General features: G+C 62.0%; 18 protein-coding genes. 8 read left to right on the plus strand and 10 right to left on the minus strand.

Annotation, left to right across the window (positions count from 1 at the left end):
* Positions 1–8 precede the first annotated feature (8 nt).
* The 7 genes from pduQ to ABLV04_RS11905 all read left to right on the plus strand — a co-directional run bounded on the left by pduQ (position 9) and on the right by ABLV04_RS11905 (position 5,994).
* Positions 9–1,121, plus strand: a complete 1,113-nt coding sequence (gene pduQ / locus ABLV04_RS11875) for a 1-propanol dehydrogenase PduQ (protein ID WP_004105190.1) — start codon at positions 9–11, stop codon at positions 1,119–1,121.
* Entirely contained in the window at positions 1,118–2,473 is a 1,356-nt protein-coding gene (gene pduS / locus ABLV04_RS11880; RefSeq protein ID WP_180266112.1) for a cobalamin reductase PduS, read from the plus strand. The genes pduQ and pduS overlap by 4 nt, the downstream gene beginning before the upstream one ends.
* Before the next feature lie 2 nt (positions 2,474–2,475).
* Positions 2,476–3,030 (plus strand): propanediol utilization microcompartment protein PduT, encoded by a 555-nt coding sequence (pduT, locus tag ABLV04_RS11885; RefSeq protein WP_000075777.1) that lies wholly within the window; start codon positions 2,476–2,478, stop codon positions 3,028–3,030.
* The gene (gene pduU / locus ABLV04_RS11890) at positions 3,030–3,380 is read left to right on the plus strand and encodes a propanediol utilization microcompartment protein PduU (protein WP_032453966.1); all 351 of its coding nucleotides are present in this window, start codon (positions 3,030–3,032) and stop codon (positions 3,378–3,380) included. The genes pduT and pduU overlap by 1 nt, the downstream gene beginning before the upstream one ends.
* 4 nt (positions 3,381–3,384) lie before the next feature.
* The gene (pduV, locus tag ABLV04_RS11895) at positions 3,385–3,837 is read left to right on the plus strand and encodes a propanediol utilization protein PduV (RefSeq protein WP_004115034.1); all 453 of its coding nucleotides are present in this window, start codon (positions 3,385–3,387) and stop codon (positions 3,835–3,837) included.
* Entirely contained in the window at positions 3,822–5,036 is a 1,215-nt protein-coding gene (locus tag ABLV04_RS11900) for an acetate/propionate family kinase (RefSeq protein WP_135718972.1), read from the plus strand. Before pduV ends, ABLV04_RS11900 begins: the two co-directional genes overlap by 16 nt.
* A 91-nt stretch (positions 5,037–5,127) precedes the next feature.
* A complete protein-coding gene (locus ABLV04_RS11905; RefSeq protein ID WP_132133851.1) occupies positions 5,128–5,994 on the plus strand; it encodes an L-threonine kinase in 867 nt (288 codons plus the stop codon).
* 138 nt (positions 5,995–6,132) lie between these two features.
* Here the strand turns inward: ABLV04_RS11905 and cobD are convergent, their stop codons facing one another.
* Both cobD and amiC read right to left on the minus strand, forming a co-directional pair.
* Positions 6,133–7,212, minus strand: a complete 1,080-nt coding sequence (gene cobD, locus ABLV04_RS11910) for a threonine-phosphate decarboxylase CobD (RefSeq protein WP_048298196.1) — start codon at positions 7,210–7,212, stop codon at positions 6,133–6,135.
* A 17-nt stretch (positions 7,213–7,229) separates the two neighbouring features.
* The gene (amiC, locus tag ABLV04_RS11915) at positions 7,230–8,483 is read right to left on the minus strand and encodes an N-acetylmuramoyl-L-alanine amidase AmiC (protein ID WP_023290890.1); all 1,254 of its coding nucleotides are present in this window, start codon (positions 8,481–8,483) and stop codon (positions 7,230–7,232) included.
* 226 nt (positions 8,484–8,709) lie between these two features.
* On the opposite strand from amiC, the gene argA reads away from it, so the two are divergent.
* Complete coding sequence (gene argA, locus ABLV04_RS11920) at positions 8,710–10,041, plus strand: amino-acid N-acetyltransferase (protein ID WP_004149616.1); 1,332 nt, start codon at positions 8,710–8,712, stop codon at positions 10,039–10,041.
* A 208-nt stretch (positions 10,042–10,249) separates the two neighbouring features.
* Here the strand turns inward: argA and recD are convergent, their stop codons facing one another.
* The 8 genes from recD to ABLV04_RS11960 all read right to left on the minus strand — a co-directional run bounded on the left by recD (position 10,250) and on the right by ABLV04_RS11960 (position 23,837).
* Entirely contained in the window at positions 10,250–12,094 is a 1,845-nt protein-coding gene (recD, locus tag ABLV04_RS11925; RefSeq protein ID WP_180266113.1) for an exodeoxyribonuclease V subunit alpha, read from the minus strand.
* The gene (gene recB / locus ABLV04_RS11930) at positions 12,091–15,627 is read right to left on the minus strand and encodes an exodeoxyribonuclease V subunit beta (protein ID WP_180266114.1); all 3,537 of its coding nucleotides are present in this window, start codon (positions 15,625–15,627) and stop codon (positions 12,091–12,093) included. The genes recD and recB overlap by 4 nt, the downstream gene beginning before the upstream one ends.
* Complete coding sequence (gene ptrA, locus ABLV04_RS11935) at positions 15,624–18,509, minus strand: pitrilysin (RefSeq protein WP_032453972.1); 2,886 nt, start codon at positions 18,507–18,509, stop codon at positions 15,624–15,626. The genes recB and ptrA overlap by 4 nt, the downstream gene beginning before the upstream one ends.
* Positions 18,510–18,629: 120 nt before the next feature.
* Positions 18,630–22,007 (minus strand): exodeoxyribonuclease V subunit gamma, encoded by a 3,378-nt coding sequence (gene recC / locus ABLV04_RS11940; RefSeq protein ID WP_023290894.1) that lies wholly within the window; start codon positions 22,005–22,007, stop codon positions 18,630–18,632.
* A gap of 12 nt (positions 22,008–22,019) precedes the next feature.
* Positions 22,020–22,343 carry a prepilin-type N-terminal cleavage/methylation domain-containing protein gene (locus ABLV04_RS11945; RefSeq protein WP_023290895.1) on the minus strand — a complete coding sequence of 108 codons (324 nt, stop codon included), beginning with the start codon at positions 22,341–22,343 and terminating at the stop codon, positions 22,020–22,022.
* The gene (locus tag ABLV04_RS11950) at positions 22,328–22,735 is read right to left on the minus strand and encodes a DUF2509 family protein (RefSeq protein ID WP_048298203.1); all 408 of its coding nucleotides are present in this window, start codon (positions 22,733–22,735) and stop codon (positions 22,328–22,330) included. Before ABLV04_RS11950 ends, ABLV04_RS11945 begins: the two co-directional genes overlap by 16 nt.
* On the minus strand, positions 22,732–23,289 hold the full coding sequence (locus ABLV04_RS11955; RefSeq protein ID WP_180266115.1) for a prepilin peptidase-dependent protein: 558 nt from the start codon (positions 23,287–23,289) through the stop codon (positions 22,732–22,734). Before ABLV04_RS11955 ends, ABLV04_RS11950 begins: the two co-directional genes overlap by 4 nt.
* Positions 23,286–23,837 carry a prepilin peptidase-dependent protein gene (locus tag ABLV04_RS11960; RefSeq protein WP_032453981.1) on the minus strand — a complete coding sequence of 184 codons (552 nt, stop codon included), beginning with the start codon at positions 23,835–23,837 and terminating at the stop codon, positions 23,286–23,288. The genes ABLV04_RS11955 and ABLV04_RS11960 overlap by 4 nt, the downstream gene beginning before the upstream one ends.
* Positions 23,838–23,984 lie beyond the last annotated feature (147 nt).

The raw sequence follows: 23,984 nt of genomic DNA on the forward strand, positions 1-23,984 counted from the left end.
AGGTCGCGATGAAGACTTTCTCACTACAAACGCGGTTGTACAGCGGTCAGGGTAGCCTGGCGGTGCTCAAGCGCTTTACCAACAAGCACATCTGGATTATCTGCGATGGCTTTCTTGCGCGCTCGCCGCTGCTGGAAACCCTGCGTCAGGCGTTGCCCGCAGATAACCGCATTAGCGTCTTTAGCGAGATAACCCCGGACCCCACTATCCACACCGTGGTACAGGGCATTGCGCAAATGCAGGCCCTGCAGCCGCAGGTGGTCATCGGCTTCGGCGGAGGATCGGCAATGGATGCGGCGAAAGCTATCGTCTGGTTCAGTCAGCAGAGCGGCATCAGCATCGAAACCTGCGTGGCCATACCGACCACCAGCGGTACCGGTTCAGAAGTGACCAGCGCCTGCGTCATTAGCGATCCGGATAAAGGCATCAAGTACCCGCTGTTCAACAATGCGCTCTATCCCGATATGGCGATCCTTGACCCGGAGCTGGTGGTCAGCGTGCCGCCGCAGATTACGGCCAACACCGGCATGGACGTGCTGACCCACGCGCTGGAGGCGTGGGTCTCTCCGCACGCCAGCGACTTTACCGACGCGCTGGCGGAAAAAGCCGCCAAACTGGTGTTCCAGTATCTGCCCACGGCGGTGGAAAAAGGCGACTGCGTGGCGACGCGCGGGAAAATGCACAATGCCTCAACGCTTGCCGGGATGGCGTTCAGCCAGGCGGGGCTGGGGCTTAACCATGCTATCGCCCACCAGCTTGGCGGGCAGTTTCATCTCCCGCACGGACTGGCCAACGCGCTGCTGTTAACCGCGGTTATCCGCTTTAACGCCGGTCATCCGCGCGCCGGAAAACGCTACGCGCGGCTGGCCAAAGCCTGCGGCTTTTGTCCGGCAGACGCCAGCGATAGTACGGCGATCAATGCGCTGATCCAGCAAATCGAACGGCTCAAGCAGCGCTGTGCGCTGCCGTCACTGGCGGTCGCGCTGAAAGAGGGACGTGCCGAGTACTCAGCGCGCATTCCGGCCATGGTGCAGGCCGCACTGGCTGACGTGACCTTGCGCACGAATCCTCGCCCGGCCAGCGCCGGGGAAATTCAGGAACTGCTGGAGGAACTGCTATGAGTACCGCCGTCAACGCTGTTGAAATGGCCAGAAGCGCCGATGAAATCCGCGAGCGCGTTCGCGCAGCGGGCGTCGTCGGCGCGGGCGGCGCGGGTTTTCCCGCCCACGTGAAGCTGCAGGCGCAGGTGGAGATCTTTCTGGTTAACGCCGCCGAGTGCGAACCGATGCTCAAGGTCGACCAGCAGCTGATGTGGCAGCAGGCTGCACGTCTGGTCCGCGGCGTGCAGTACGCGATGACGGCAACCGGCGCACGCGAAGGGGTGATTGCCCTGAAAGAGAAGTACCGCCGGGCTATCGACGCCCTCACCCCGCTGCTGCCTGCCGGTATTCGCCTGCATATTCTGCCGGATGTCTATCCCGCAGGCGATGAGGTGCTGACTATCTGGTTAGCTACCGGTCGACGGGTCGCACCCGCCGCGCTGCCGGCCAGCGTTGGGGTCGTGGTGAATAACGTACAAACGGTGCTCAACATGGCCCGTGCGGTTGAGCAGCAGTTTCCGGTGACCCGCCGCACGCTGACCGTTAACGGCGCGGTCGCCCGGCCGCTGACCGTCACCGTCCCCATCGGCATGTCGCTGCGCGAAGTGCTGGCACTGGCGGGCGGCGCGACGGTCGACGACCCCGGTTTTATTAACGGTGGCCCGATGATGGGCGGCCTGATGACTTCTCTCGATAGCCCGGTAACCAAAACTACCGGCGGCCTGCTGGTGCTGCCGAAAAGCCATCCGCTTATCCAGCGGCGGATGCAGGACGAGCGCACGGTGCTTTCCGTGGCCCGTACCGTCTGCGAGCAGTGCCGACTATGTACCGATCTCTGCCCACGGCATCTGATCGGCCACGAACTCTCCCCGCACCTGCTGGTGCGGGCGGTGAACTTTCATCAGGCCGCCACGCCCCAGCTGCTGCTGAGCTCCCTCACCTGTTCGGAATGCAACGTCTGCGAAAGCGTGGCCTGCCCGGTAGGGATCTCGCCGATGCGCATCAACCGCATGCTGAAACGCGAGCTGCGCGCGCAAAACCAGCGCTATGAAGGGCCGCTCTATCCGGCCGACGAAATGGCGAAATATCGCCTCGTGCCGGTGAAGCGACTGATCGCCAAACTGGGGCTGAGCCCCTGGTATCAGGAGGCGCCGCTGGTGGAAGACGAACCGGCAGTAGAAACCGTGACGTTGCAGTTGCGTCAGCATATCGGCGCCAGCGCGGTAGCGAACGTTGCGGTGGGCGACCGCGTTACCCGCGGGCAATGCGTTGCCGACGTTCCGGCGGGGGCATTAGGCGCGCCGGTTCACGCCAGCATCGACGGCGTGGTTGCGGCCATCAGCGAACAGGCCATCACGGTTGTAAGAGGTTAACCATGTCTCAGGCTATAGGAATTTTAGAACTCACCAGCATTGCCAAAGGAATGGAACTCGGCGATGCGATGCTGAAAAGCGCCAACGTCAATCTGCTGGTCAGCAAAACTATCTGCCCGGGTAAGTTTTTACTGATGCTCGGCGGGGATATTGGCGCTATCCAGCAGGCCATTGAAACCGGCACTTCGCAGGCCGGCGAAATGCTCGTCGACAGCCTGGTGCTGGCGAATATCCATCCCAGCGTACTCCCGGCCATCAGCGGCCTGAACAGCGTAGACAAACGCCAGGCAGTCGGCATCGTTGAAACCTGGAGCGTTGCGGCCTGCATCAGCGCCGCGGACCGGGCGGTGAAAGGCTCCAACGTCACCCTGGTACGGGTGCATATGGCTTTCGGCATCGGCGGTAAATGCTACATGGTGGTGGCGGGCGACGTTTCCGACGTCAACAACGCGGTTACGGTAGCCAGCGAAAGCGCGGGTGAAAAAGGGCTGCTGGTTTATCGTTCGGTGATCCCGCGACCGCATGAAGCCATGTGGCGACAGATGGTGGAGGGATAATGGAAAGACAGCCAACAACGGATCGCATGATTCAGGAATACGTTCCCGGGAAACAGGTCACCCTCGCGCACCTGATTGCCAATCCCGGGAAAGATCTCTTTAAGAAACTCGGCCTGCAGGATGCGGTGTCCGCCATCGGCATCCTCACCATTACGCCCAGCGAAGCGTCGATTATCGCCTGCGATATCGCCACCAAATCCGGCGCGGTGGAGATCGGTTTTCTTGACCGCTTTACCGGCGCCGTGGTGCTGACCGGCGACGTTTCCGCCGTCGAGTACGCCCTCAGGCAGGTGACGCGCACCCTGGGCGAGATGATGCAGTTTACTACCTGCTCAATAACCCGGACGTAGCGCGATGAAACGTCTGATGTTGATCGGCCCCAGCCAGTGCGGCAAAACCTCGCTGACCCAGGGCCTGCGCGGCGAAGCGCTCCATTATAAGAAAACCCAGGCGATTGAATGGTCGCCGATGGCCATCGACACGCCGGGCGAATATCTGGAGAACCGCTGCCTTTATAGCGCTCTGTTGACCAGCGCCTGCGAGGCCGACGTTATCGCTCTGGTGCTGAACGCCGACGCGCAGTGGGCGCCGTTTTCTCCGGGTTTTACCGCTCCGATGAACCGCCCGACGATTGGCCTGGTCACGAAAGCCGACCTTGCCGATGCGCAGCGGATATCGCTAATCGGCGAGTGGCTCAGGCAGGCTGGCGCCCAGCAGATTTTTATCACCAGCGCGCTGAATAATCTGGGTCTTGATGCCGTGCTGGATTTTCTGAATTCGAAGGAACCTTTATGTCTTACAAAATAATGGCCATTAATGCCGGCAGTTCATCGTTAAAATTCCAGCTGCTGGAGATGCCTCAGGGCGATATGCTCTGCCAGGGATTGATCGAGCGTATCGGCATGGCAAACGCCCAGGTGACCCTCAAAACGCCGGCGCAAAAATGGCAGGAAACGGCGCCCGTAGCCGATCACCGTGAAGCCGTCACCCTGCTGCTGGAAAAGCTCCTCGACCATCGGATTATCCAGAGTTTGCGGGATATCGATGGCGTCGGCCACCGCGTGGCGCACGGCGGGGAGCGCTTTAAAGATTCGACGCCGGTGACCGATGAGACCTTAGCGGAAATCGAGCGCCTGGCGGAGCTGGCCCCGCTGCATAATCCGGTCAACGCGCTGGGCATTAAAGTCTTCCGCCAGCTGCTGCCCGACGCGCCGTCGGTGGCGGTGTTTGATACCGCTTTTCACCAAACGCTCGACGAGCGCGCGTTTATCTATCCGCTGCCCTGGCGCTACTACAACGAGCTGGGCATTCGCCGTTACGGCTTCCACGGCACCAGCCACAAGTACGTTAGCGCGACGCTGGCGGAAAAGCTGGGCGTACCGTTGAGCGCTCTGCGCGTGGTGAGCTGCCATCTCGGCAACGGCAGCAGCGTATGCGCAATCGAAGGCGGGCGCTCGGTTAACACCTCAATGGGCTTTACGCCGCAGTCCGGCGTGATGATGGGCACCCGCAGCGGCGATATCGATCCGTCGATTCTACCGTGGCTGGCGCTGCATGAGGGAAAAACGCCAGAGCAGCTTAATCAGCTGCTGAATAACGAGTCCGGCCTGCTGGGGGTTTCCGGCATCTCGCACGATTATCGCGATGTCGAGCAGGCGGCGGACGGCGGTAATCGTCAGGCAGCCCTGGCGCTCTCGCTGTTTGCCGAGCGCATTCGCGCCACCATCGGCAGCTATATTATGCAGATGGGCGGCCTGGACGCGCTGATCTTTACCGGCGGCATCGGCGAAAACTCCGCCCGCGCCAGGAGCGCCATCTGCCATAACCTGAATTTCCTCGGGCTCTCGGTCGATGAAGAGAAAAACCAGCACAACGCTACCTTTATTCAGGCCGAAAATGCGATGGTCAAAGTGGCGGTCATCAATACCAATGAAGAGCTGATGATTGCCCGCGATGTGATGCGCCTGGCGCTGCCGCAAGCGCACGAGCTGGCGGTGTCGGTATAAACGGCGCCTCTCCCCTTGCGGAGAATCATGGTAACCGGCGAATCGCCGTGCCACTATGCGCCCTGGCGAAGGTAAGCGGAAAGGTGAAAACGTGGCCGTTGCACAATGTCCCGCCTCGTGCGGAGAACTTATCCAGGGCTGGATCCTTGGCAGCGAGAAGCTGGTCTCCTGCCCGGTGGACTGGTACAGCACCGTCGAGGTCGAGACCGGCACGCCGCGAAACGATGAGCGGCCACTGTCGCGGGCGATGGTCGACCAGCTGCTGGCCCACTGGGGCTACCCGGCGGCGCTGAGTCAGCAGATCCGCATCACCCTGCACTCGACGATCCCGGTCGCCAAAGGGATGGCCAGCAGCACCGCCGATATCGCCGCCACCGCGGCGGCTACCGCCCATCATCTGGGCCACGCGCTGGATGAGCCGACGCTGGCGCGCCTGTGCGTCGCGCTGGAGCCCACCGACAGCACCCTGTTCCGCCAGCTGACGTTGTTCGACCATAATACCGCCGCCACGCAGATTGCCTGTGACAGCCAGCCTCAGCTCGATCTGCTGGTGCTGGAAAGCCCCGCTACGCTGCTGACCACCGATTACCACCGACTTCCCCGGCTTGAAAAGCTGCACGCCTACTCCGCGTCTCTGCAGCTAGCCTGGGAGAAAGTTCAGCTAGCCTGCGAGACGGATAATCCCCGGCGGATGGGAGAGGCCGCGACGCTTAGCGCCGTCGCCAGCCAGCATCTGTTACCAAAGCCGGGGTTTGATACGCTGCGGGGGCTGGTGGAAGAGTGCGATTTATACGGTATTAACGTGGCGCACAGCGGCAGCGTAGTCGGCCTGATGCTCGACCGTCAACGTCACGACATTGAGTATTTACAGCGACGGCTGGAAGAGACGCGACTTAGCGAGCTCTGGCCCAGGCAGCACCTGCTGCGCATGGTGCAGGGCGGCGTCGAACTGCGCTAACGCTGCCGCAGCTATGCCCCGGAGGCGGCGCTGCGCGCCTTATCCGGGCTACCGACCCGCAGACGGCTATGAACCCGTAGCCCGGCTAAGCACAGCGCGAGCCGGGAAGAACCGCAGACGAACAATAGCGGCAGACATCTACTCGTTAAATACCCGCCTGAAGGCCGTCAGCAGCCGGGTATTTTCCTGCTGGCTGCGGATCGCGACGCGAAAGTAGCGCCCGTCGAGCCCTGGATAATTGGCACAGCTGCGGATCAGGATGTGCTGCTGCAGCATCGCGTATTGCAGATCCAGATCTGCAACGTCGCAGCGCAGAAACAGATAGTTTGCCTGTCCGGGATAGACCGTCAGGCCGGGAATATGGCGCAGTTGATGATAAAAGCGCTGCCCTTCCTCCGCCAGCCACTGCCAGGTTTTCTGCTGGTAGGCGCTATCCTGGAGAATGATCTCCCCCGCCAGGGCGGCAAAAGCATTTATCGACCACGGCATTTGTCGCTCGCGCATTCTTGCCACCGCCCGCGCATCGCCATTGACCAGATACCCCAGGCGCAGGCCAGGTATGGCATAAAATTTGGTGAGCGAACGCAGCACCCACACGTGCGGATTGTGGGCCAGAAGCGGAATAAATCCCGGCTCATCGGGGATAAAATCGATAAACGCCTCATCGAGGATCAGGGCGATGTCCAGCGACTGACAGCGTTCAGCAATCAGCGCCAGCAGTCGACGATCGGGCAGCAGGCCGGTTGGGTTGTTCGGCGTGCAGAGAAATAAGCAGTCCAGATCCGGCGTCAGGGCGTCAAGAATCGCTCCGGTGAGCTGCCAGCCATCCTCCTCGCGCAGCAGAAATTCCCGCACCGCGCACTCCACCGACTGCAGCGCCCGGCGATATTCGGCAAAACCCGGAGTGACGATCATCGCCTGGCGCGGTTTCAGCCCCTGAACCAGGGTAAAAATCGCTTCAGTTTCGCCGTTTCCTGCAAGGATCGACGACGCAGGAATATGATGATGTTCCGCCAGCGCAAGGTGCAGCTGCTGATACTCAACGTCGGGATAGCGTTCAGCGCAGTCCATATTGTTGAGAATTGCGCGCTTTAAACTTTCCGGCATTCCCAGCGGATTGATGTTGGCGCTAAAATCCAGCAGCTCGTTGGGGGCAATGCCCAGCAGGGCGGCGGCCTCGCGGATATTGCCGCCATGGGCGCTTTTCAGTAAGGCCATATCCTTTTCCTGTGTGGTTATCCACGCCGGGCCAGCGTCGCGCCGTCGGCGAAGTACGCTTTAATCCCGGCAAGGATCGACTCGGCCACCTCCTGCTGGAATTTGGCCGTTTTCAGCTTCCGCTCCTCTTCCACGTTACTGATAAACGCCGTCTCCACCAGAATGGAGGGGATATCGGGCGCCTTGAGCACCGCAAAGCCCGCCTGCTCTACCCGATTTTTGTGCAGATTATTGATGTTACCCATTTTCTCCAGCACCGCCTTACCAAATTTAAGGCTGTCGGCGATGGTGAGGGACTGCACCATATCGAACATGGTGTGGTCGACATAGCGATCGCCGCTCTTGCTGACCCCACCGATCAGATCCGAGGCGTTCTGCGTCTGGGCGAGATATTTTGCCGCGGTACTGGTGGCTCCCTTGGTGGAGAGCGCAAACACCGAGGAGCCGCTGGGCTGGCGGCTGGTAAAGGCGTCGGCGTGAATCGATACGAACAGGTCGGCGCGCTGCTTCTGCGCCTTGGCGACACGCACCTTCAGCGGGATAAACACGTCTTCGTTGCGGGTCATATAGGCCTTCATATTGCCTTCTTTGTCGATCAGCGCCCGCAGGCGACGGGCAATCTGCAGCACCACGTCTTTCTCGCGGGTGCGATACTTGCCCACAGCGCCCGAATCTTCGCCGCCGTGGCCGGGATCGAGCATAATGACAATCGGCCGATCGCGCCCGGCTTTGCCCGGCTGCGGCCCGCTTTGCGCCGGCGGTACCTGACGCTGCAGATCGCCTTTGTTGTAATCCTCGAGCAGCGCCAGCAGCGGATCCTGCACATCGGTGGCGTTGGCGGGGTAAAGATCCATCACCAGACGCTCTTTAAAGCCGGCCACCGGCGCAAGGGCAAACAGCTGCGGCTTAACGTTCTGCTTGAGCTCGAAGACCATGCGCACGGTTTGCGGATCAAACTGGCCCACGCGGGCGGACTTAATAAAGGGATCGTCATCGCGGATCTGCCCTCCCATGCCTTTCAGCACCGAGTTCAGATTAACCCCTTCCAGATCCACCACCACCCGTTCCGGATTACTGAGGGCAAACTGCCGGTATTTCAGCACATGATTCGATTCCACCGTGACGCGCGTGTAGGTCGATGCAGGCCAGACGCGAACGGCAACCACCCGCGCGGCGGCGGCCAGCCCAACGGGGCTCACGCTCATTAACCACATGGCGCCCGCGCCCTGCAGCAGACGGCGACGGCTTAATCCAGAGTTGTTTCCCGACATGCCACTCCCAAGCAATAAAACGCATTTATACCCAAAACAAACAGATTGACCAGAAACTTTAACGAAAGGCATATAACCTGTCATCTATAAAAGGGTAAACATTCATTGACACCCTGCGCCGGGTCACATGTTTTTCAGGGCTTAGCCTCAAATTGGGGCTTGCGTTTAACGGCAAAACAGAATAAAAATACAATAATTACGAATAATCATGCATTGAGGGTTTGTCATGGTGAAGGAACGTCGCACTGAACTGGTAGAAGGATTCCGCCATTCTGTTCCCTATATTAATGCCCATCGGGGAAAAACGTTTGTCATCATGCTGGGCGGCGAAGCCATTGAGCATGAAAATTTCTCAAATATTGTCAATGACATAGGGTTATTGCATAGCCTGGGCATTCGCCTGGTAGTGGTCTATGGCGCCCGCCCGCAGATTGACGCTAACCTCGCCGAGCACCATCACGAGCCGGTCTATCACAAGCAGACGCGAGTGACTGACGCCAAAACGCTGGAGCTGGTTAAGCAGGCGGCGGGGATGCTGCAGCTGGAGATCACCGCCCGCCTGTCGATGAGCCTCAACAACACCCCATTGCAGGGAGCCCATATCAACGTCGTCAGCGGCAACTTTATCATTGCCCAGCCGCTGGGCGTTGATGACGGCGTTGATTATTGCCACAGCGGCCGCATTCGCCGCATTGACGAAGAGGCGATTCATCGCCAGCTCGACAGCGGCGCCATTGTGCTGATGGGGCCGGTCGCGGTGTCGGTCACCGGCGAAAGCTTTAACCTGACTTCGGAAGAGATCGCCACCCAGTTGGCCATCAAGCTGAAAGCAGAGAAAATGATCGGCTTCTGTTCTTCGCAAGGGGTTTACAACCAGGCCGGGGAAATTGTCTCCGAACTGTTCCCCAATGAAGCGCAGGCCCGCGTCGAAGAGCTGGAAGCGGACGAAGATTATAACTCCGGTACCGTGCGCTTCCTGCGCGGGGCCGTGAAGGCCTGCCGCAGCGGCGTGCGGCGCTGCCACCTGATCAGCTATCAGGAGAATGGCGCGCTGCTGCAGGAGCTATTCTCACGCGACGGCATCGGCACCCAGATCGTCATGGAGAGCGCAGAGCAAATCCGTCGGGCGACCATCAACGATATCGGCGGTATTCTCGAGCTGATAAGCCCGCTGGAACAGCAGGGCATCCTGGTGCGCCGCTCCCGCGAGCAGCTGGAGATGGAGATCGACAAATTCACTATTATTCAGCGGGATAACACCACTATCGCCTGCGCCGCCCTCTATCCTTTCCCGGAAGAGAAGATCGGCGAAATGGCCTGCGTGGCGGTGCATCCGGATTACCGGAGCTCGTCGCGGGGAGAGGTGCTGCTGGAGCGTATTGCCGCCCAGGCCAGACAGATGGGGCTGAGCAAGCTGTTTGTGTTAACCACCCGCAGCATCCACTGGTTCCAGGAGCGCGGCTTCACGCCGGTGGATATCGACCTGCTGCCGGAGAGTAAAAAGCAGATGTATAACTATCAGCGCCGGTCGAAGGTGCTGATGGCCGACCTCGCTTAAGCCCTTCTTCGCTGTTGCTAACGGCCCGGGATAAAACGGCGTTTATCGCTCCCCGGGCCAGTCCCCTGCTACGCCTGGCCGGCACGCTGTCTGCGGCTCGCGGGTAGAATTCTGCTTTTCGCGTAGACCCTTTACCTCGCTGGCTCACCGATATGCGCCCAGCCGTCGAGGAGCGTCGTCACGCTACCCGTCGCCCAAACGCGGCATCTCAGGGGGCTTTGTGCCCGGCGAAGATCTCCGTCAGGCCGCTTCGCCGCTCGGTTCGCGTCACAATGGCCTGGGAGAACACCTGCTCGTCGGCATAGAGCGACAACCGCTGTTTCGCGCGGGTGATCGCGGTGTAGACCAGTTCGCGCGTCACCAGCGGGACGCTGCGCGCCGGCAGGATCAGCGCCGCATGGTCGAACTCCGATCCCTGCGATTTATGCACGGTCATCGCCCAGGCGGTATCATGCTCCGGCAGGCGGCTCGGCTGCACCGACTTGATGGCGCCGTCGGGCATCAGGAACCACACCCTCAGCTCGCCGTTGCGCTCCAGCGCTATCCCGATATCGCCATTAAACAGTCCCAGCGCGCTGTCGTTGCGCGCGATCATAATCGGCCGACCGTCATACCAGCGGGAGTGGCGCGGCAGGGCGATCGCCCGCTGACGGTTGAGCCGCTGCTCCAGCCGCTCATTGACGCCGCTCACGCCGTACGGCCCTTCCCGCAGCGCGCACAGCAGCTGAAATTCGCTGAAGGCGGCCAGCATCGCCTGCGGTTCCGCCCGCTCGCGGCGCAGCTGCAGGTAGCGCTCATAGCCCTGCTGTGCCGCGCCGAGCATGGCTTCGTACTCTTCGGTCGTGCTGAGGGGATGAAGCGCGATATCGTCAAACGGCTGGCGCAGCGTGGCCTTCACCTCCGCGCGCGCGCCAGCGTTCACCGCCCGCGCCAGGCTCCCAATGCCGGAGTGACTGCCGAAGCGATAGCTCTTTTGCAGCAGGCACAAGCTATCTCTCAACGCGCCAGCGATAGCTCCCTCGCCCGCTGGTACCGGTGAACCGGTCAGCCGGGTCAGCTCCTGCGCCCGCGCGGCGGTGTAGCCCGAGCTCGCCCAGGCGCAGATATCCCCCAGCACCGCCCCCGCTTCCACGGAGGCCAGCTGGTCGCGATCGCCGAGGAAGATCACCCGCCCGTGAGCCGGCAGCGCATCGATGAGCCGCGACATCATCGGCAGGTCGATCATCGAGGCTTCATCCACCACCAGCACGTCCAGATGCAGCGGGTTGCCGGCGTGATAGCGCATGCGCTGGCTGCCGGGCTGGGCGCCCAGCAGACGATGCAGCGTGCTGGCCTCGGTGGGAATCAACGCTTTCTGCGCGTCGGTCAGCGGCAGTTTTCTCAACGCCGCGCCCAGCGATTCGGTCAGACGCGCCGCCGCTTTCCCCGTCGGCGCCGCCAGGCGAATACGACAGCGCGGACTGTCTTCAATCTGGATTAGCGCCGCCAGAAGTTTGGCCACGGTGGTGGTCTTCCCGGTCCCGGGACCGCCGGAGATCACCGAGATGCGGCGGGTCAGCGCCACCGCTGCGGCCACTTTTTGCCAGTCGGTTTCGCCGGTGGCAGGGAACAGAGCGTTCAGGGTTGACGTCAGCCGGGCCTCATCCATCTCCAGCACCCGGTTGGCTTCGTTGAAGAAGCGGGCGACGGTCAGCTCGTTGCGCCACATCCGGTTCAGATAGAGCCGGTCGCCGCATAAGATCATCGGCGCCGGGGCATCGCCGCCGCTCACCGCCGACGAAGCGAGCAGCAGCGCGGGCCAGTCTTCAGGCGCGCCGGCTTCGGCCAGCAGCCGATCGCGGATCTCCCCCGCTTTCCCACCGAGCGCCTCGTCGCCGCTCAGCCGCGAGAGCGGCAGGCATACGTGCCCCTCGCCGGCGTCCCGGCTCAGCAAGGCCGCCGCCAGCTTGACCGCCGGCGGGTCGTTTTGCGCCACCATCAGGGCAAACTGGACGTCCAGCGGCCGCAGCAGACGCTGCTCCACCGCCGCCAGCAGTAGTTGTTCGAAAGTCATGAGGCCTCCTCCTGAGTTTCTCCGGCAAAAAGCTGATCCAGACCGTCAATCAGCGGTCGCACCGGCCGGGTGGTGAAGATCCCTTGCCCCCCCTCCTGCCCGTCCATGCCGCGCAGGAAGAGATAAATCACGCCGCCGAAGTGGCGGTCATAGTCGTAATCGGCCAGCCGGTGGCGCAGATAGCGGTGGAGCGCCAGGCTGTACAGCTGATACTGCAGATCGTAGCGGTGAGCCCGCATCGCCTGCTCCATCGCGGGCCGGGTATAGGCCTCGCGATCTTCCCCCAGCCAGTTCGATTTGTAATCCAGCAGGTAATAGCGGCCTTCATGGCGGAAGACCAGATCGATAAAGCCCTTCAGCATGCCGCGCACCTGGCGGAAATCCAGCGGCGGCGTGTCGGCGGAAAGGGGATCGTACTGGCGGATAAGCGCGTCAAGGCGCTCCGCCGTCAGCAGCTGGGCGATAGGCAGATAAAATGCCATCTCCACCTGTTTATCCCGCGCCGCCAGCTGATTGAGCGCGATATCCGGCCCCGGCAGACGGGTCTGCAGCACGCCCCCCAGCCAGTCGGTCAGCACCGGCGCCCACTGCGCGTCAAACCCGCTCAGCTGCAGTTTCTCCGCCATCCACCCGTCCGGCACCGGCTGGGTAAAGTCCAGCTCCTCAAACAGACTGTGCAGGAAGGTTCCCGGCGCGGCGCCGCGCGGAAACTGGTGCGGGGTCAGCTGCGGCTCTTCCACGACTTCGCCGACGCCGGCGGCATCGACATCCAGACGCGGCAGCAGATCCTGTCCGCCGCTGAAACCATGCTGCTGCAGCCCGGAATAGCTGGTCACCCGCCAGTCGTCGGCGATGCGGCGCTGCAGCTCGCGCGCCGACAGCGGGGGAATGCTCGCCGCCGGCGCCTGCCACGGGGTCAGATCCAGCTCGCCAGGTCTCTGTAATGCAATATCGCCATGGCAGAAGTCCGCTAAACGCGCGGCCAGCCCGGCGGCATCCATGGCTTCGCCCGCCTGCAGCAGCCGCCCGAGGGCGCTCAGATGAAAATCGCTGTTGCCGGACTTTCGACTGCTGAGGGGCGCCACGCCAAGGCTGCAGTGCCAGACCGCGCGGGTCAGGGCGACGTACAGCAGGCGCAGATCTTCCGCCAGCCGTTCCGCCTCCGCCAGCTCGAGGCTGGCCTCATCTTGGCCCAGATCCAGCACCGCCGCAAACGTCTCGCGATCGTGATAGAACGCCTGGTCCTGTTTGCGAAACCGGGCGATAAACGGCAGCCAGACCAGGGGATATTCCAGTCCTTTTGACTTGTGAATAGTGACGATTTGCACGAGGTGCTTATCGCTTTCGAGACGCATCTGCTGGCTGGCGGCGTTGCTGTCCGGCTCGGCGATATGCTGCGTCAGCCAGCGCACCAGGGCATGCTCGCTTTCCAGCTGGCTGGCCGCCTCCTGCAGCAATTCGCTGATGTGCAGTATGTCGGTTAAGCGCCGCTCGCCGCCCCGGGTCGCCAGCAGGTTCTCGGCGATGTGCCGGGCCGTCATCAGCGCCCGCAGCATCGGCATCACCCCGCGCTGACGCCAGATCTGGCGGTATTCGCTGAACTCCTCCACCAGCGCGTCCCACGCCTGCTCATCCTGGTTGAGGTTTTCAATATCCAGCGCGGTCAGGCCAAACATTGAGGTCGCCAACGCGCTGCGCAGGGTATTTTCCCGCTCCGGGGACAACACCGCCTGCAACAGCCAGAGCAGCTCCTGGGCCTCCAGCGTCTCAAAAACGCTGTCGCGGTTGGAGAGGTAGACCGAGGGGATGCCCAGCGTCTGCAGCGCTTCACGCACCTGCGCCGCCTCCAGCCGGTTGCGCACCAGCACGGTAATATCCGAAGCCTGCACCGGGCGCGAGGTTTCCCCACGCCACAGCCGTGCGCGCCCCTGTTGACCGGCGCTCAGCCAGTCGCGGATCTGCGTGGCGCAGAGCTGGGCCATAAACGTCTGATAATCGCCGGCGCCAACGGTGTCGCCGGGCATCAGCCAGACGTTCATCGCCGGGACATCCGCCGCGTCAACGGTAAAGCGCAACCCCTGGTTCTTCGCCGCCGACTTCACCGGCAGGAACGGTATCTCACGAAACATGAAGGGGTTATCGCTGAGGCTGAACAGCCGGTTGACGCTACCCACCATGCCAGGCGAGGAGCGCCAGTTGGTGTCAAGCGTGTAGTGCGCGGCAACGTCGCCGCGCGCTTTCATATAGGTAAAGATATCGGCGCCGCGAAAGGCGTAGATGGCCTGCTTCGGATCGCCGATCAGCAGCAGCGCCGTCTCCGGACGCTGGCGCCAGATACGGCGGAAAATCCGGTACTGCTGGGGGTCGGTATCCTGAAACTCATCGATCATCGCCACCGGAAAACGCTGGCGAATGGCGCTGGCCAGCGCCTCGCCGCTGTCGCCGCGCAGCGCCTCGTCAAGCCGGCTGAGCATGTCGTCAAATCCCAGCTCGCCGCGGCGGCGCTTTTCGCGCGCGACCGCATCACGGATCTCGACCATCGCTCTCGCCAGCACCAGATCGGTGAGCGTCAGCGACGAGGCCAGCAGCGATTCGACGGCGCTAAACAGAGGATGCACGGGCGGTTCGCCACCGGCTTTGGTACGCTCAAGCAGAAACGACTGGGCAAATTTCTCCAGCGCGTCGGGCAACTGATAGCTCAACGTCTCTTCCTGCGCCCAGGCGGTCACTTTCTCAAGCCATTTGCCCTGGTTGCCGCGATTGAACTTCCGCCGGTCAAGGCCGGAATCTTCAAGCACGCCTTCGATCTCCCCCACCTGCTCGCGCCACTGCTGCTTGAGCGAGTCAATGCGGCCGATGATTTGCTGATGGCGTTTGGCCAGCGTCTCGTCGGCGGCTGGCGGCGACTTGAGCTGCGGCGCTTCGCCCTGCAGCCAGCGGTCAAGGGACTTCAGCAGGTCGCGCGGCCCTTTCCACACGTCATGGATCACCGCCGCGATATCGCGGGTCAGTGGATAACAGTGACGGCGCCAGAAGTCGGCGCAGGCCTGATAGCGCAGGCGGGATTCATCCTCGATCAGCTGCTGCTCGAACAGCATGCCCGACTCGAAGGCGTTAAGGCTCAGCATCCGCTGGCAAAAACCGTGGATGGTGAACACCGCCGCCTCGTCCATCTGCCGTTCGGCCAACAGCAGGGTCTTCGCGGCATCGTCTTTATCGGCGATCTCCGCCAGCAGCGCGCTGTAGAGCGGGTTGTCGGATTCACCGCGCATACAAGCGATGCGCAGTTCATGGATGTTGCTGCGGATACGTCCGCGCAGCTCTTCGGTCGCCGCCTCGGTAAAGGTCACCACCAGCAGCTCTTCAACGCTGATGGCGCGGGGATAGGCGGCCTCGCCGCCCAGCCCCAGCAGCAGCCGCAGATACAGCGCGGCGATGGTAAAGGTTTTTCCGGTGCCCGCAGAGGCTTCTATCAGGCGCTCGCCCCTCAAGGGCAAGCGCAGGGGATCCAAAGACTCAGCGGTGTCGGTCATTCATTCTCTCGCATCAGGGGTAAGGATTGCTGCAATGCGCTGACGTTTTCCCACACTTTGCCGCCTGCCGGCTGGGCGTAGTCCGCTTTGCCATTCTGGCTACCGGAAATCTGGGACAATATCGTCATGCCCTGCGGATCCACCACCGTCTGATGGAAGAAATCGGCAAGTTTTTGCGGCGTCAGCAGTTTAATCTGAGCCACTACTTTATCACGTGAATCAAAACGCATATTACCGCGATCGAAATCTTTGCTCAGTTTCGATGCCTCTTCGCCCAGCGTCTGCGGCGCCTGCAGCATCTGGCTTATCACCGCCTGCTGGAGTTGGGCAAACTCTTCCGGCTTCATCGCCCGCAGCTTCGCCTCCGCGGTGGGGAAGAAGGCCTGGAACCGCTGCCAGAGGAAAGCCGGCTGCTTATCGCTACTCTGCAGCAGGAAGCCCATGCCCCACTGGCGCCCCACGTTCATCGGGAAGGCAAAGACCGCGTAGCCGAGCTGCTCTTCGGTGCGCAGCTGGTTGTAGAACCACGGCTGAATAATCTGTCCCAGCAGGGTGCTGGCGGCGGTGCTGCTGAACTCATCCACGTTGGGCGGCGCAAACACCGCGGCCAGCGCGGAGTCGGTGCTGTTGCCCGCTTTGTTGAAGATCGCCAGCTGCTGCCGGTTCACCACCACGTCTTTATTGCGGCACCATTCGTTGCCGTCAGCGCCCAGCTGCTGCTGGATCTGGCGAGCCAGCGTCGTGGCGGCATCGGCGGACATATTGCCGATCACCATCAGTTCAGGGCGCCCCTTGGTTTTCAGGTTGGCGCGGTAGTCGAGCACTTCCTGCAAGGTGATGGAAGGCAACAGCGCCCGGCGTACTTCGCGCTGGAAATACGGTACCTGGGAGACCATCTGGATCGGCATTATCGCCTGATCGTAGGCTTTGCCCTTCTCAGCGGAGTCCATCATTTGCGCGTACCAGGATTTGGCCTGCTCCAGTTGCTCCTCGGTCGGCGTATAGCTGAAGTATCCCTGCAGCAGGTCGCTGAACAGCGCCGGCAGGTGCTGGGTGTAGCCGTTGGCATTGACCATTAACCCGTTATTGGCGCCGGTGGAGAACGAAATGCCGCCGACCGCCGCCTGGTTACTGAGCTGATCGAGGGCGATGCCGGCGAGATAATCGTTGAGGGCAAACATCACCTGCCGGCGAGCGCTGTCCATCGCCTGGGGATTACGCAGCACAAGAGAGATATCCGCCTTCGGCTCGCTGGCGAAATACTGGCTCGGGGCATAAACCACCCGCAGGGTCGGCTCATCGAGGATCAGCTGAGGGTGCGGCCAGGCTTTATCGCTTTTGATGAGGGTGAAATCATCCGGAATATAGGGGTTGAGCGCCGGCAGCTGCAGCTTGATCGCCTGCGCTTTTTGCTGCCAGTCAGCGAACGTCTGCTCGCCGATCTTATCCACCTGATACGGCGCATCGACAAAATAAGCGGTCTTGTTATGCGGTTCCTGCGGGCTGATATACCAGATGCGCGCGTTCTGCGGAGTCATCATCGCCAGCCGGTCTTTGATCGCCTGCGGGTCGTAGCGATCGGCAATGTTGACCACGTCCAGCGCATGCTCGACCGGCACCCGGATCATGGTATCCGCCAGCCATTCCACGTAATCCATGTCGCGGTTGATCGACGGATAGCGGAAATCCAGCGCCAGCACATGCGCCAACTCGTCAAAGTAACGTTTGTCGACGCCCTGGGTACGCAGGAGGTTGAGGTAGCTGAATATGGCCGCCGTCACTTCGTCGCGGTGCGCCAGGCCTTTATCGGTGAGGGTGGCCGAGATCGCCAGCACGCCGCTGTTGCCGTTCACCACCGGATCAGAATCCGCGCGGATACCTTCCGCCAGTCCCTGCTTTTGCAGCCAGTCGGAGAGCGTCCCCGGGCTGCGGTTGCCGATCAGGTAAGTGACCAGTTCATCCGTTTTGCTGCGGAAACGATCGCTGTTGTTGTCGATGCGAAACTCGACGCGCAGCACTTTACGCGGCATCGCCGGCACATAGTGAATAATGATGCCTTTTTGCGCATCGGTTACCACCGGGACGCTTATTTCCGGCCTGCTGATGTGACGATTCGGCACGCGGCCAAAGGTGTCAGCGGCCATGCGCGCCAGCTCCGGCAACGGCTTGTTGCTGTAGATCACCGCTTTCATCAGGTTGGCGGAGTACCAGCTATCGCGGAAGGTGTGCAGCGCATCAAGTACCGGGTTGCCGGGCTTATCGCTAAGCGTCTCGAGGTTGCCGCCAGAGAAGTGGGCCGCCGGGTGAGCCGGGTTAATGGTTTCTGCGCTGACCTGGGCCATGCGCATCCCGTCTCGCGTCCGGGCCATCGTCAGCTCGGCGTTGACCGCGTTACGTTCGCGGTCGGCATATTTTTTATCCAGCAGCGGCGCGGCGATGGCGTCGGCCAGCCGGTCTACGGCCCCGTCCAGCGCATCATTCTCCACTTCGAGATAGAACGCGGTGCGGTAGGGCGCGGTGCTGGCGTTATGGCTGCCGCCGTGCAGCTTAAGAAACTCTGCAAGGCTGTCAGGCTGGGGATATTTTTGCGACCCCATCAGCGTCATATGTTCCAGAAAATGCGCCAGCCCCTGATGATCGGCCGGATCCTGCAGGGATCCCACCGGCACCACCAGCGCCGACAGCGATTTCACCGCCTGCGGATCGGAAACCAGCAGCACGACCATGTCGTTATCAAGACGGATCGCCTGATACTGACGCGTATCTTTTTCGCTTTTGCGGATCGTCTCCTGAACAGGCTGCCATCCGGTGTCGGCTTGACTCAACGGCGCCCAGAGGGCGGCCAGCACTACAAAAACCTTGAACCATAAACTGCGGGGCATTCACGAACCTCATCATTAACAAACTTGCGCTGCACGGCGTGCAGCCTTTTATGTCCATCAGTCCGTGATACGTTGCGCATAATAAATGAACCGCCATTCACTGCGCAATTTTTATACTATTTAAATTTGTGTGGACTGATGGTAACGATATAGCGGTAACAGATAACGCTGCGTCTGGGCAATGATTTCTTCGTAATGCGCCGGCTCCAGCGAACGCCACAGGCGTTGATACCAGATATCGGCGCCCTCCCCGCTGACCACCATGTTACCTTCGTAGGTCTGCAGGAATTTGCTCCGCGCTTTCTGCTGCGTCTCTTCGTCCATTACGATGACATCCTTTTCGGCGTCATAACAGGCTTTCAGCCAGGCGCCACCGCTTTCCGGCAGCAGCAGCAGCGGCTGCGACATCCCCAGCAAATAGCCATCCACCAGCTCATTAAGGTACGCCTGCGCCTCGGCGGGCGCCAGCGGCGGAAAACGCCACTCTCCCTCTTTACGCACAAACAGCCGGCTCTCGCCGGTGCCGCCGCTGGCACAGTAGACAAGGTGTTCCAGCCAAAGTTGCATCCCCTGGGAGACGCTCAGCAGCGAAGGCCGCCAGCGCAGCAGCCCGTCCGGCTGCACCTGCTGCAGCCAGCCGGTCAGATTTACGCCGCCGCACTGGAGATCGATCTCCATGCTCTGCGCCTGCTGGCGCTCGGCTTTCACCCGCTCGGCCAGGGCCTGCATCTCCAGACGCTGCGTCTCCCACACCAGCTCGCCAAAGGCGCCATACGGCAGCTCGCCGGCGGCGCGGAAGCGGCGGAACATGGCCGAGGCGTCCTGTTCCTCGATAAGGGTATTGAGCAGTTGCTGGTTCAGTTGATAACGGCTCAGCCCTTCCAGGGTGAAGGGCTCGTCATCGGGAATATCATCCTCTTCCGCACGGAAATTGACCCGCAGACGCTGCTGAAAGAACGCGCGAACCGGGTGCTGCCAGAAGCGCAGGAGCTGCTCGAACGGCAGGCTGTCTATCGGCGGCGGGGTAAGCGGTTGAATGAAGTCGCTATGCGCCTCACCCTGCTGGCCGGCGGCAGCCAGCCATTCCCGGGCGTAGCTCTTGTTCTCGTCCTCCTGGAAATTGGCGATGTCGAACGGCATGCGGGTATGCAGGTGAGTGATGTGGGCTTTAACCCGCGCCTCGCTGGCGTCGCAATCAAGCTCCTCGTCGCCGGCGAGACAGTGGCTCTGGCCGATGTAATCCACCAGCTCCTGCACCAGCACCGAGGGAAAGCGCTCGCTGTTGTCCTGGATAGAACGGCCGATGTAGCTGATATACAGCGTCTGTTCGGCGGACATCAGCGCCTCAAGGAACAGGTAGCGGTCATCATCGCGCCGGCTGCGGTCGCCGCGCTGCGGCTTCTGGCTCATTAAATCAAAGCCCAGCGGCGGCAGCGTTCGCGGATAAACCCCATCGTTCATCCCCAGCAGGCAAACCACTTTGAAAGGAATAGAGCGCATCGGCATCAGGGTGCAGATGTTGACCGGGCCGGCGAGAAAGCGCTGGCTGATCCGTTGTTGATCGAGGCGCTGGGCCAGCTCATCGCGCAGCAGCGTCAACGGCACCTGGTCGCCATACTGCGCTTCCAGACCGCTATCAATCACCGCCAGCCACTGCTGCTCAATCAGCGCCAGCGCCGCTTCGGTCTCGCTGTCCGGCAGGAAAAAGTCATTCAGCAGATCGCGACAGACCGGCAGCCACTCCGCCAGCGGCCGCTGCTGGGCGAGACCGCGTCGCCACAGGTTAAGCTGCATCAGCAGCGATGCGAGGTTACCCACCAGCTCGGCGATCAAACCACTGGATTCGTCATAGGGCAGCACCGACTGCCATTCGCCCTCCCGGCTGTCCATCGCGTAGCCCAGCAGCATGCGGGTAAGGCCGAACCGCCAGGTGTGCTGGCCGGTCGCCGGCAGGTCAAGCTCACGGACGTTGTCGTCATCCATTCCCCAGCGGACCCCGGACTCGTTGACCCACTGGCGCAGGTAGCGCAGCCCCTCTTCGTTGATGTTAAAGCGCGCCGCCAGCACCGGCACGTCCAGCAGCGCCAGCACATCTTCGCTGGCGAAGCGGCTGTCGGGCAGCGAGAGCAGCGTGATAAACGCCTGCAGCACAGGGTGCGACTCCCGGGCGCGGCGGTCGGAGATCGCCCACGGCAGCCAGCGGTCGCCGCTGGCGGCGCCAAACACCGCCTGTATATAGGGGCTGTAGCTATCGATATCCGCCACCATGACGATGATATCCCGCGGCGTGAGCGTCGGATCCGCCTCCAGCATCGCCAGCAGCCGATCGTGCAGAACCTCCACCTCACGCTGCGGACTGTGGCAGACGTGAATGCTCAGGCTGCGGTCATCCTGCGCCAGCGGACGTTTGTCGCGACTGTGAGCGAACGCCTCTGCGCTCTGCCCGGCCACCGCCGCGTTGCGCAGTTCGAGGATATCCGACTGCAGGTTATGCAACAGGTTATCAGGAACGATATCGACAAAGGCGTCCAGCTCCTCATAGCGCTCCAGCCCCGCCAGCAGGTAGATATAGTCGCGTCCCAGCTTGCCCCAGGAGGCGAGCAGCGGGTTGCCGACATCCTGCTCCCCGGCGTCATTAAACAGCCCTGGCGCCTGCCCGGCGTCGCGGAACAGGGGCAGCGCGCGCGCCTCGCGGTGATGGCGTCGCTGACGCGACAGTAGCTTCGCCAGAAACGCCGGATCTTTAATATCTCCCCAGTAGTAGCGGCAGGGGTTGGTGAACAGCACATAGACATCGACATGCTTACCCAGCGCCTGCAGCGCCTGCAGGTAGACCGGCGGCAGCGCGGAAATTCCACAAATAAAGACGCGCGACGGCAGCCCGGCGGGCGGTTCATCCGCCTTTTCCAGGGCGCTGATAAAGCGCTGATAGAGATTGGCGCGGTGCCACTGCGGCTGACCGAGCTCGGCGGTATAGCGCACCAGCGCTTTCCACAGCGGCGCCTGCCACTGCTGGGCGTCGCCGAGGCCGTCAACCCGCTGATCGGCCTCCCAGCGCATCAGCCATTCCGGGCGATAGACCAGATACTGGTCATAAAGGTCCGCTACCCGGGCGGCCAGCTGAAACAGCTTGCGTTTGTCGCCGTCATCGCTCAGATACTGGCGCAGCAGGATAAAATCGTCTTCTTCCAGGTGCTGTGGCAGGAGAGTCATCAGCTTCCAGCTCATGCTCTGCTTGCTGAAGGCGCTTTCGCCAGGGATATCTTTCAGGACGCGCACGAACATATCCCAGATAAAGCTCGCCGGCAGCGGAAACTCGATGTTGGCGGCAATTCCGAAGCGCGAGGCCAGGGTCATCTGCAGCCACTGCGCCATACCGGTACTCTGCACCAGCACCATTTCAGCCTGAAAAGGGTCATCCAGCCGCTGGCGCTCGACGATAAACTCCATCAACGCCTCGAGAACATCCAGCCGGTTTGAGTGGTATACCCTTAACATAATTGCTCCTGACTACTGGCTGACCGGGCAATGCAGCCGGGTCATCTGCGCCCGCTTTGCAACGGGCATACTGATCGTTACCGTGATGCTGACACATCTTTGCGTCGATGTCTGCATACGGCTTACCTGCTCGCCTGCCGGCGGAGGCGGCGCGGAAAGCTGGCTATAGCGCCAGGCGTCGCGCCATAGCTGACGCGTCTGGTTCAGCTGGTGGACCCCTTGCGCCATTCCGCGCTGATAGCCGCCCAGCGCGGCGACCGTCAGCACCATCAGCGCCATCGCCAGCACGGTCTCCGGCAGGCTAAAACCCCGCTGGCGCTTCATGGCATTTGACATAAGCTCACCTCCCTGAGCGGGCAAAAATCGCTCCAGCCATGGGCGGAGAAACGCACCTGCCCGCCGCGCACCTCGCCGGACTGCCAGACCTGCACCTCGCCGCTGGCGCTGCTGAGCAGCAGCGAACCGTCGTCGAAGATGCGCAGACAGGCGCGCCAGCCCTGCTGCGCCTGCTCGCGGCAGGCCAGCGGCGCCTGTGCCGACCAGGCCTGCTGCTTTCCCCACTGTAGCGCCGAATGGGCCACAGCCGTATCGCGGATCGCCTGCGTTTCGCTGGCGGTTTGCGCCAGCAGCGCCCGCTGCTGCAGATTAAGCCCCTCAAGCAGCAGGCTACCGAGAGTCAGCAACAGGAGCACCATCAGCAGCGACGACATTCCACGCTGGCGGATCACAGGTTATACCCCGTCACCCGCTGCTCCACCTCGGCCGCCAGACCCGCCTGCCGGGCAGAGCGCGCCGCCAGCGTCACGATCAGCTCCGGCGCGAAGCCCTCGGTCAGCAGACGCTGCGCCGCAAAGCGCGTCACCACGATAGCGGCCGGATTGGTGATTTTCTCCCATCCGCTGCCGCGGCAGTCGCTGGCTCCGCGCAAAGTCTCCAGCGCGCCGTCGCGCAGGCGAAAGCCGGTGCTCTCCGCCGCTGCCGCAGGGGAGGTTTCCCATGTCCCATTGCTGTTCGCGTCCCAGCGCACAATCAGGCACTCGCCGTCGCCGGCAAGCTCCAGTCCGGCTCCGCCGCACGCTCCCCGGCAGTATCCGGCGCGCTGCAGATGTTTACCCACGGCATGCACCCGCTGCCACAGTTCGTTCTCCAGGGCCAGCTGTTCGCCCTGGCGCAGAATATGGCGCTGCAGGGCGGGTAGAAAGCGGCAGGCGCCAATCAGCAGCAGCGAGCCTATCGCCATGGCGATAAGCGCCTCCGCAAGGGAAAACCCGCGGCGGCTCACTGGCACCCTCCCGCGCTGTCGCTGCGGCATAAACGAATCCGCCCCCAGTGTGAAATCACAATGCTCCAGCTGCCGGCCTCGCTCTGCAGCCGCAGATTCCCCGCCCAGGCGGTGCTGCGCAGTCCGTAGAATCCCAGGCCAGGCGTGACGCCTGCCAGCGAGATCCCCGGCCAGCGCGGGCGCAGCGTTAAGGTCGACGCGGAGGCGCACGCCGGCGCCTCCCCCTGCGCACTCAGGCACCAGCCCTCTTCATCCTGGCCGACGCGAAGCACGCGGTCCCGGTTGTAGGCGTTGGCGTCATCGCGCAGGAAGACCAGGAAATCCCGCACCTGGACGGCGGTTTGCCACAGTCGTTGCTGCTGCTGCCAGCGCTGCCAGCCGTACAGGCCGCCGACGCTGAGGATCATCATTAACGTCAGCGTCACCAGGGTTTCCATCAGGGTATAGCCATGTTCTCTGTTCATGGCGCAGAGTATGCCGCGGCGGTTAGCCCTGGCGCGACGACGGAAAATAGCTTTCCCGGCCAGACACGCAAAAAAGGTTTGTATGATCAACAGCAGAACATTTTTTTGCGAGCCTCTTTCCAACATTCCCGCCCACAACCGCCTGTGGCCAGGGGCGGGATGAAGCGTTCCTATCCTAATGGCGACGAGGGCTGCCACCCCATTCAGGTGGTGAAAACGGCATAAAAAAAC

This window comes from Klebsiella sp. JN_Kp127, assembly GCF_040062505.1.
GTDB lineage: Bacteria > Pseudomonadota > Gammaproteobacteria > Enterobacterales > Enterobacteriaceae > Klebsiella > Klebsiella quasipneumoniae.

Excerpts from the sequence above, each read along its gene's own strand:
- ABLV04_RS11900 (WP_135718972.1), top strand. The coding sequence starts at position 3,822 with ATGTCTTACAAAATAATGGCCATTAATGCCGGCAGTTCATCGTTAAAA.
- amiC (WP_023290890.1), bottom strand. The coding sequence starts at position 8,483 with ATGTCGGGAAACAACTCTGGATTAAGCCGTCGCCGTCTGCTGCAGGGC.
- pduS (WP_180266112.1), top strand. The coding sequence starts at position 1,118 with ATGAGTACCGCCGTCAACGCTGTTGAAATGGCCAGAAGCGCCGATGAA.
- recC (WP_023290894.1), bottom strand. The coding sequence starts at position 22,007 with ATGTTAAGGGTATACCACTCAAACCGGCTGGATGTTCTCGAGGCGTTG.
- pduT (WP_000075777.1), top strand. The coding sequence starts at position 2,476 with ATGTCTCAGGCTATAGGAATTTTAGAACTCACCAGCATTGCCAAAGGA.
- pduU (WP_032453966.1), top strand. The coding sequence starts at position 3,030 with ATGGAAAGACAGCCAACAACGGATCGCATGATTCAGGAATACGTTCCC.
- cobD (WP_048298196.1), bottom strand. The coding sequence starts at position 7,212 with ATGGCCTTACTGAAAAGCGCCCATGGCGGCAATATCCGCGAGGCCGCC.
- recB (WP_180266114.1), bottom strand. The coding sequence starts at position 15,627 with ATGACCGACACCGCTGAGTCTTTGGATCCCCTGCGCTTGCCCTTGAGG.
- pduQ (WP_004105190.1), top strand. The coding sequence starts at position 9 with ATGAAGACTTTCTCACTACAAACGCGGTTGTACAGCGGTCAGGGTAGC.
- ABLV04_RS11945 (WP_023290895.1), bottom strand. The coding sequence starts at position 22,343 with ATGTCAAATGCCATGAAGCGCCAGCGGGGTTTTAGCCTGCCGGAGACC.
- recD (WP_180266113.1), bottom strand. The coding sequence starts at position 12,094 with ATGACTTTCGAACAACTACTGCTGGCGGCGGTGGAGCAGCGTCTGCTG.
- argA (WP_004149616.1), top strand. The coding sequence starts at position 8,710 with ATGGTGAAGGAACGTCGCACTGAACTGGTAGAAGGATTCCGCCATTCT.
- ptrA (WP_032453972.1), bottom strand. The coding sequence starts at position 18,509 with ATGCCCCGCAGTTTATGGTTCAAGGTTTTTGTAGTGCTGGCCGCCCTC.
- pduV (WP_004115034.1), top strand. The coding sequence starts at position 3,385 with ATGAAACGTCTGATGTTGATCGGCCCCAGCCAGTGCGGCAAAACCTCG.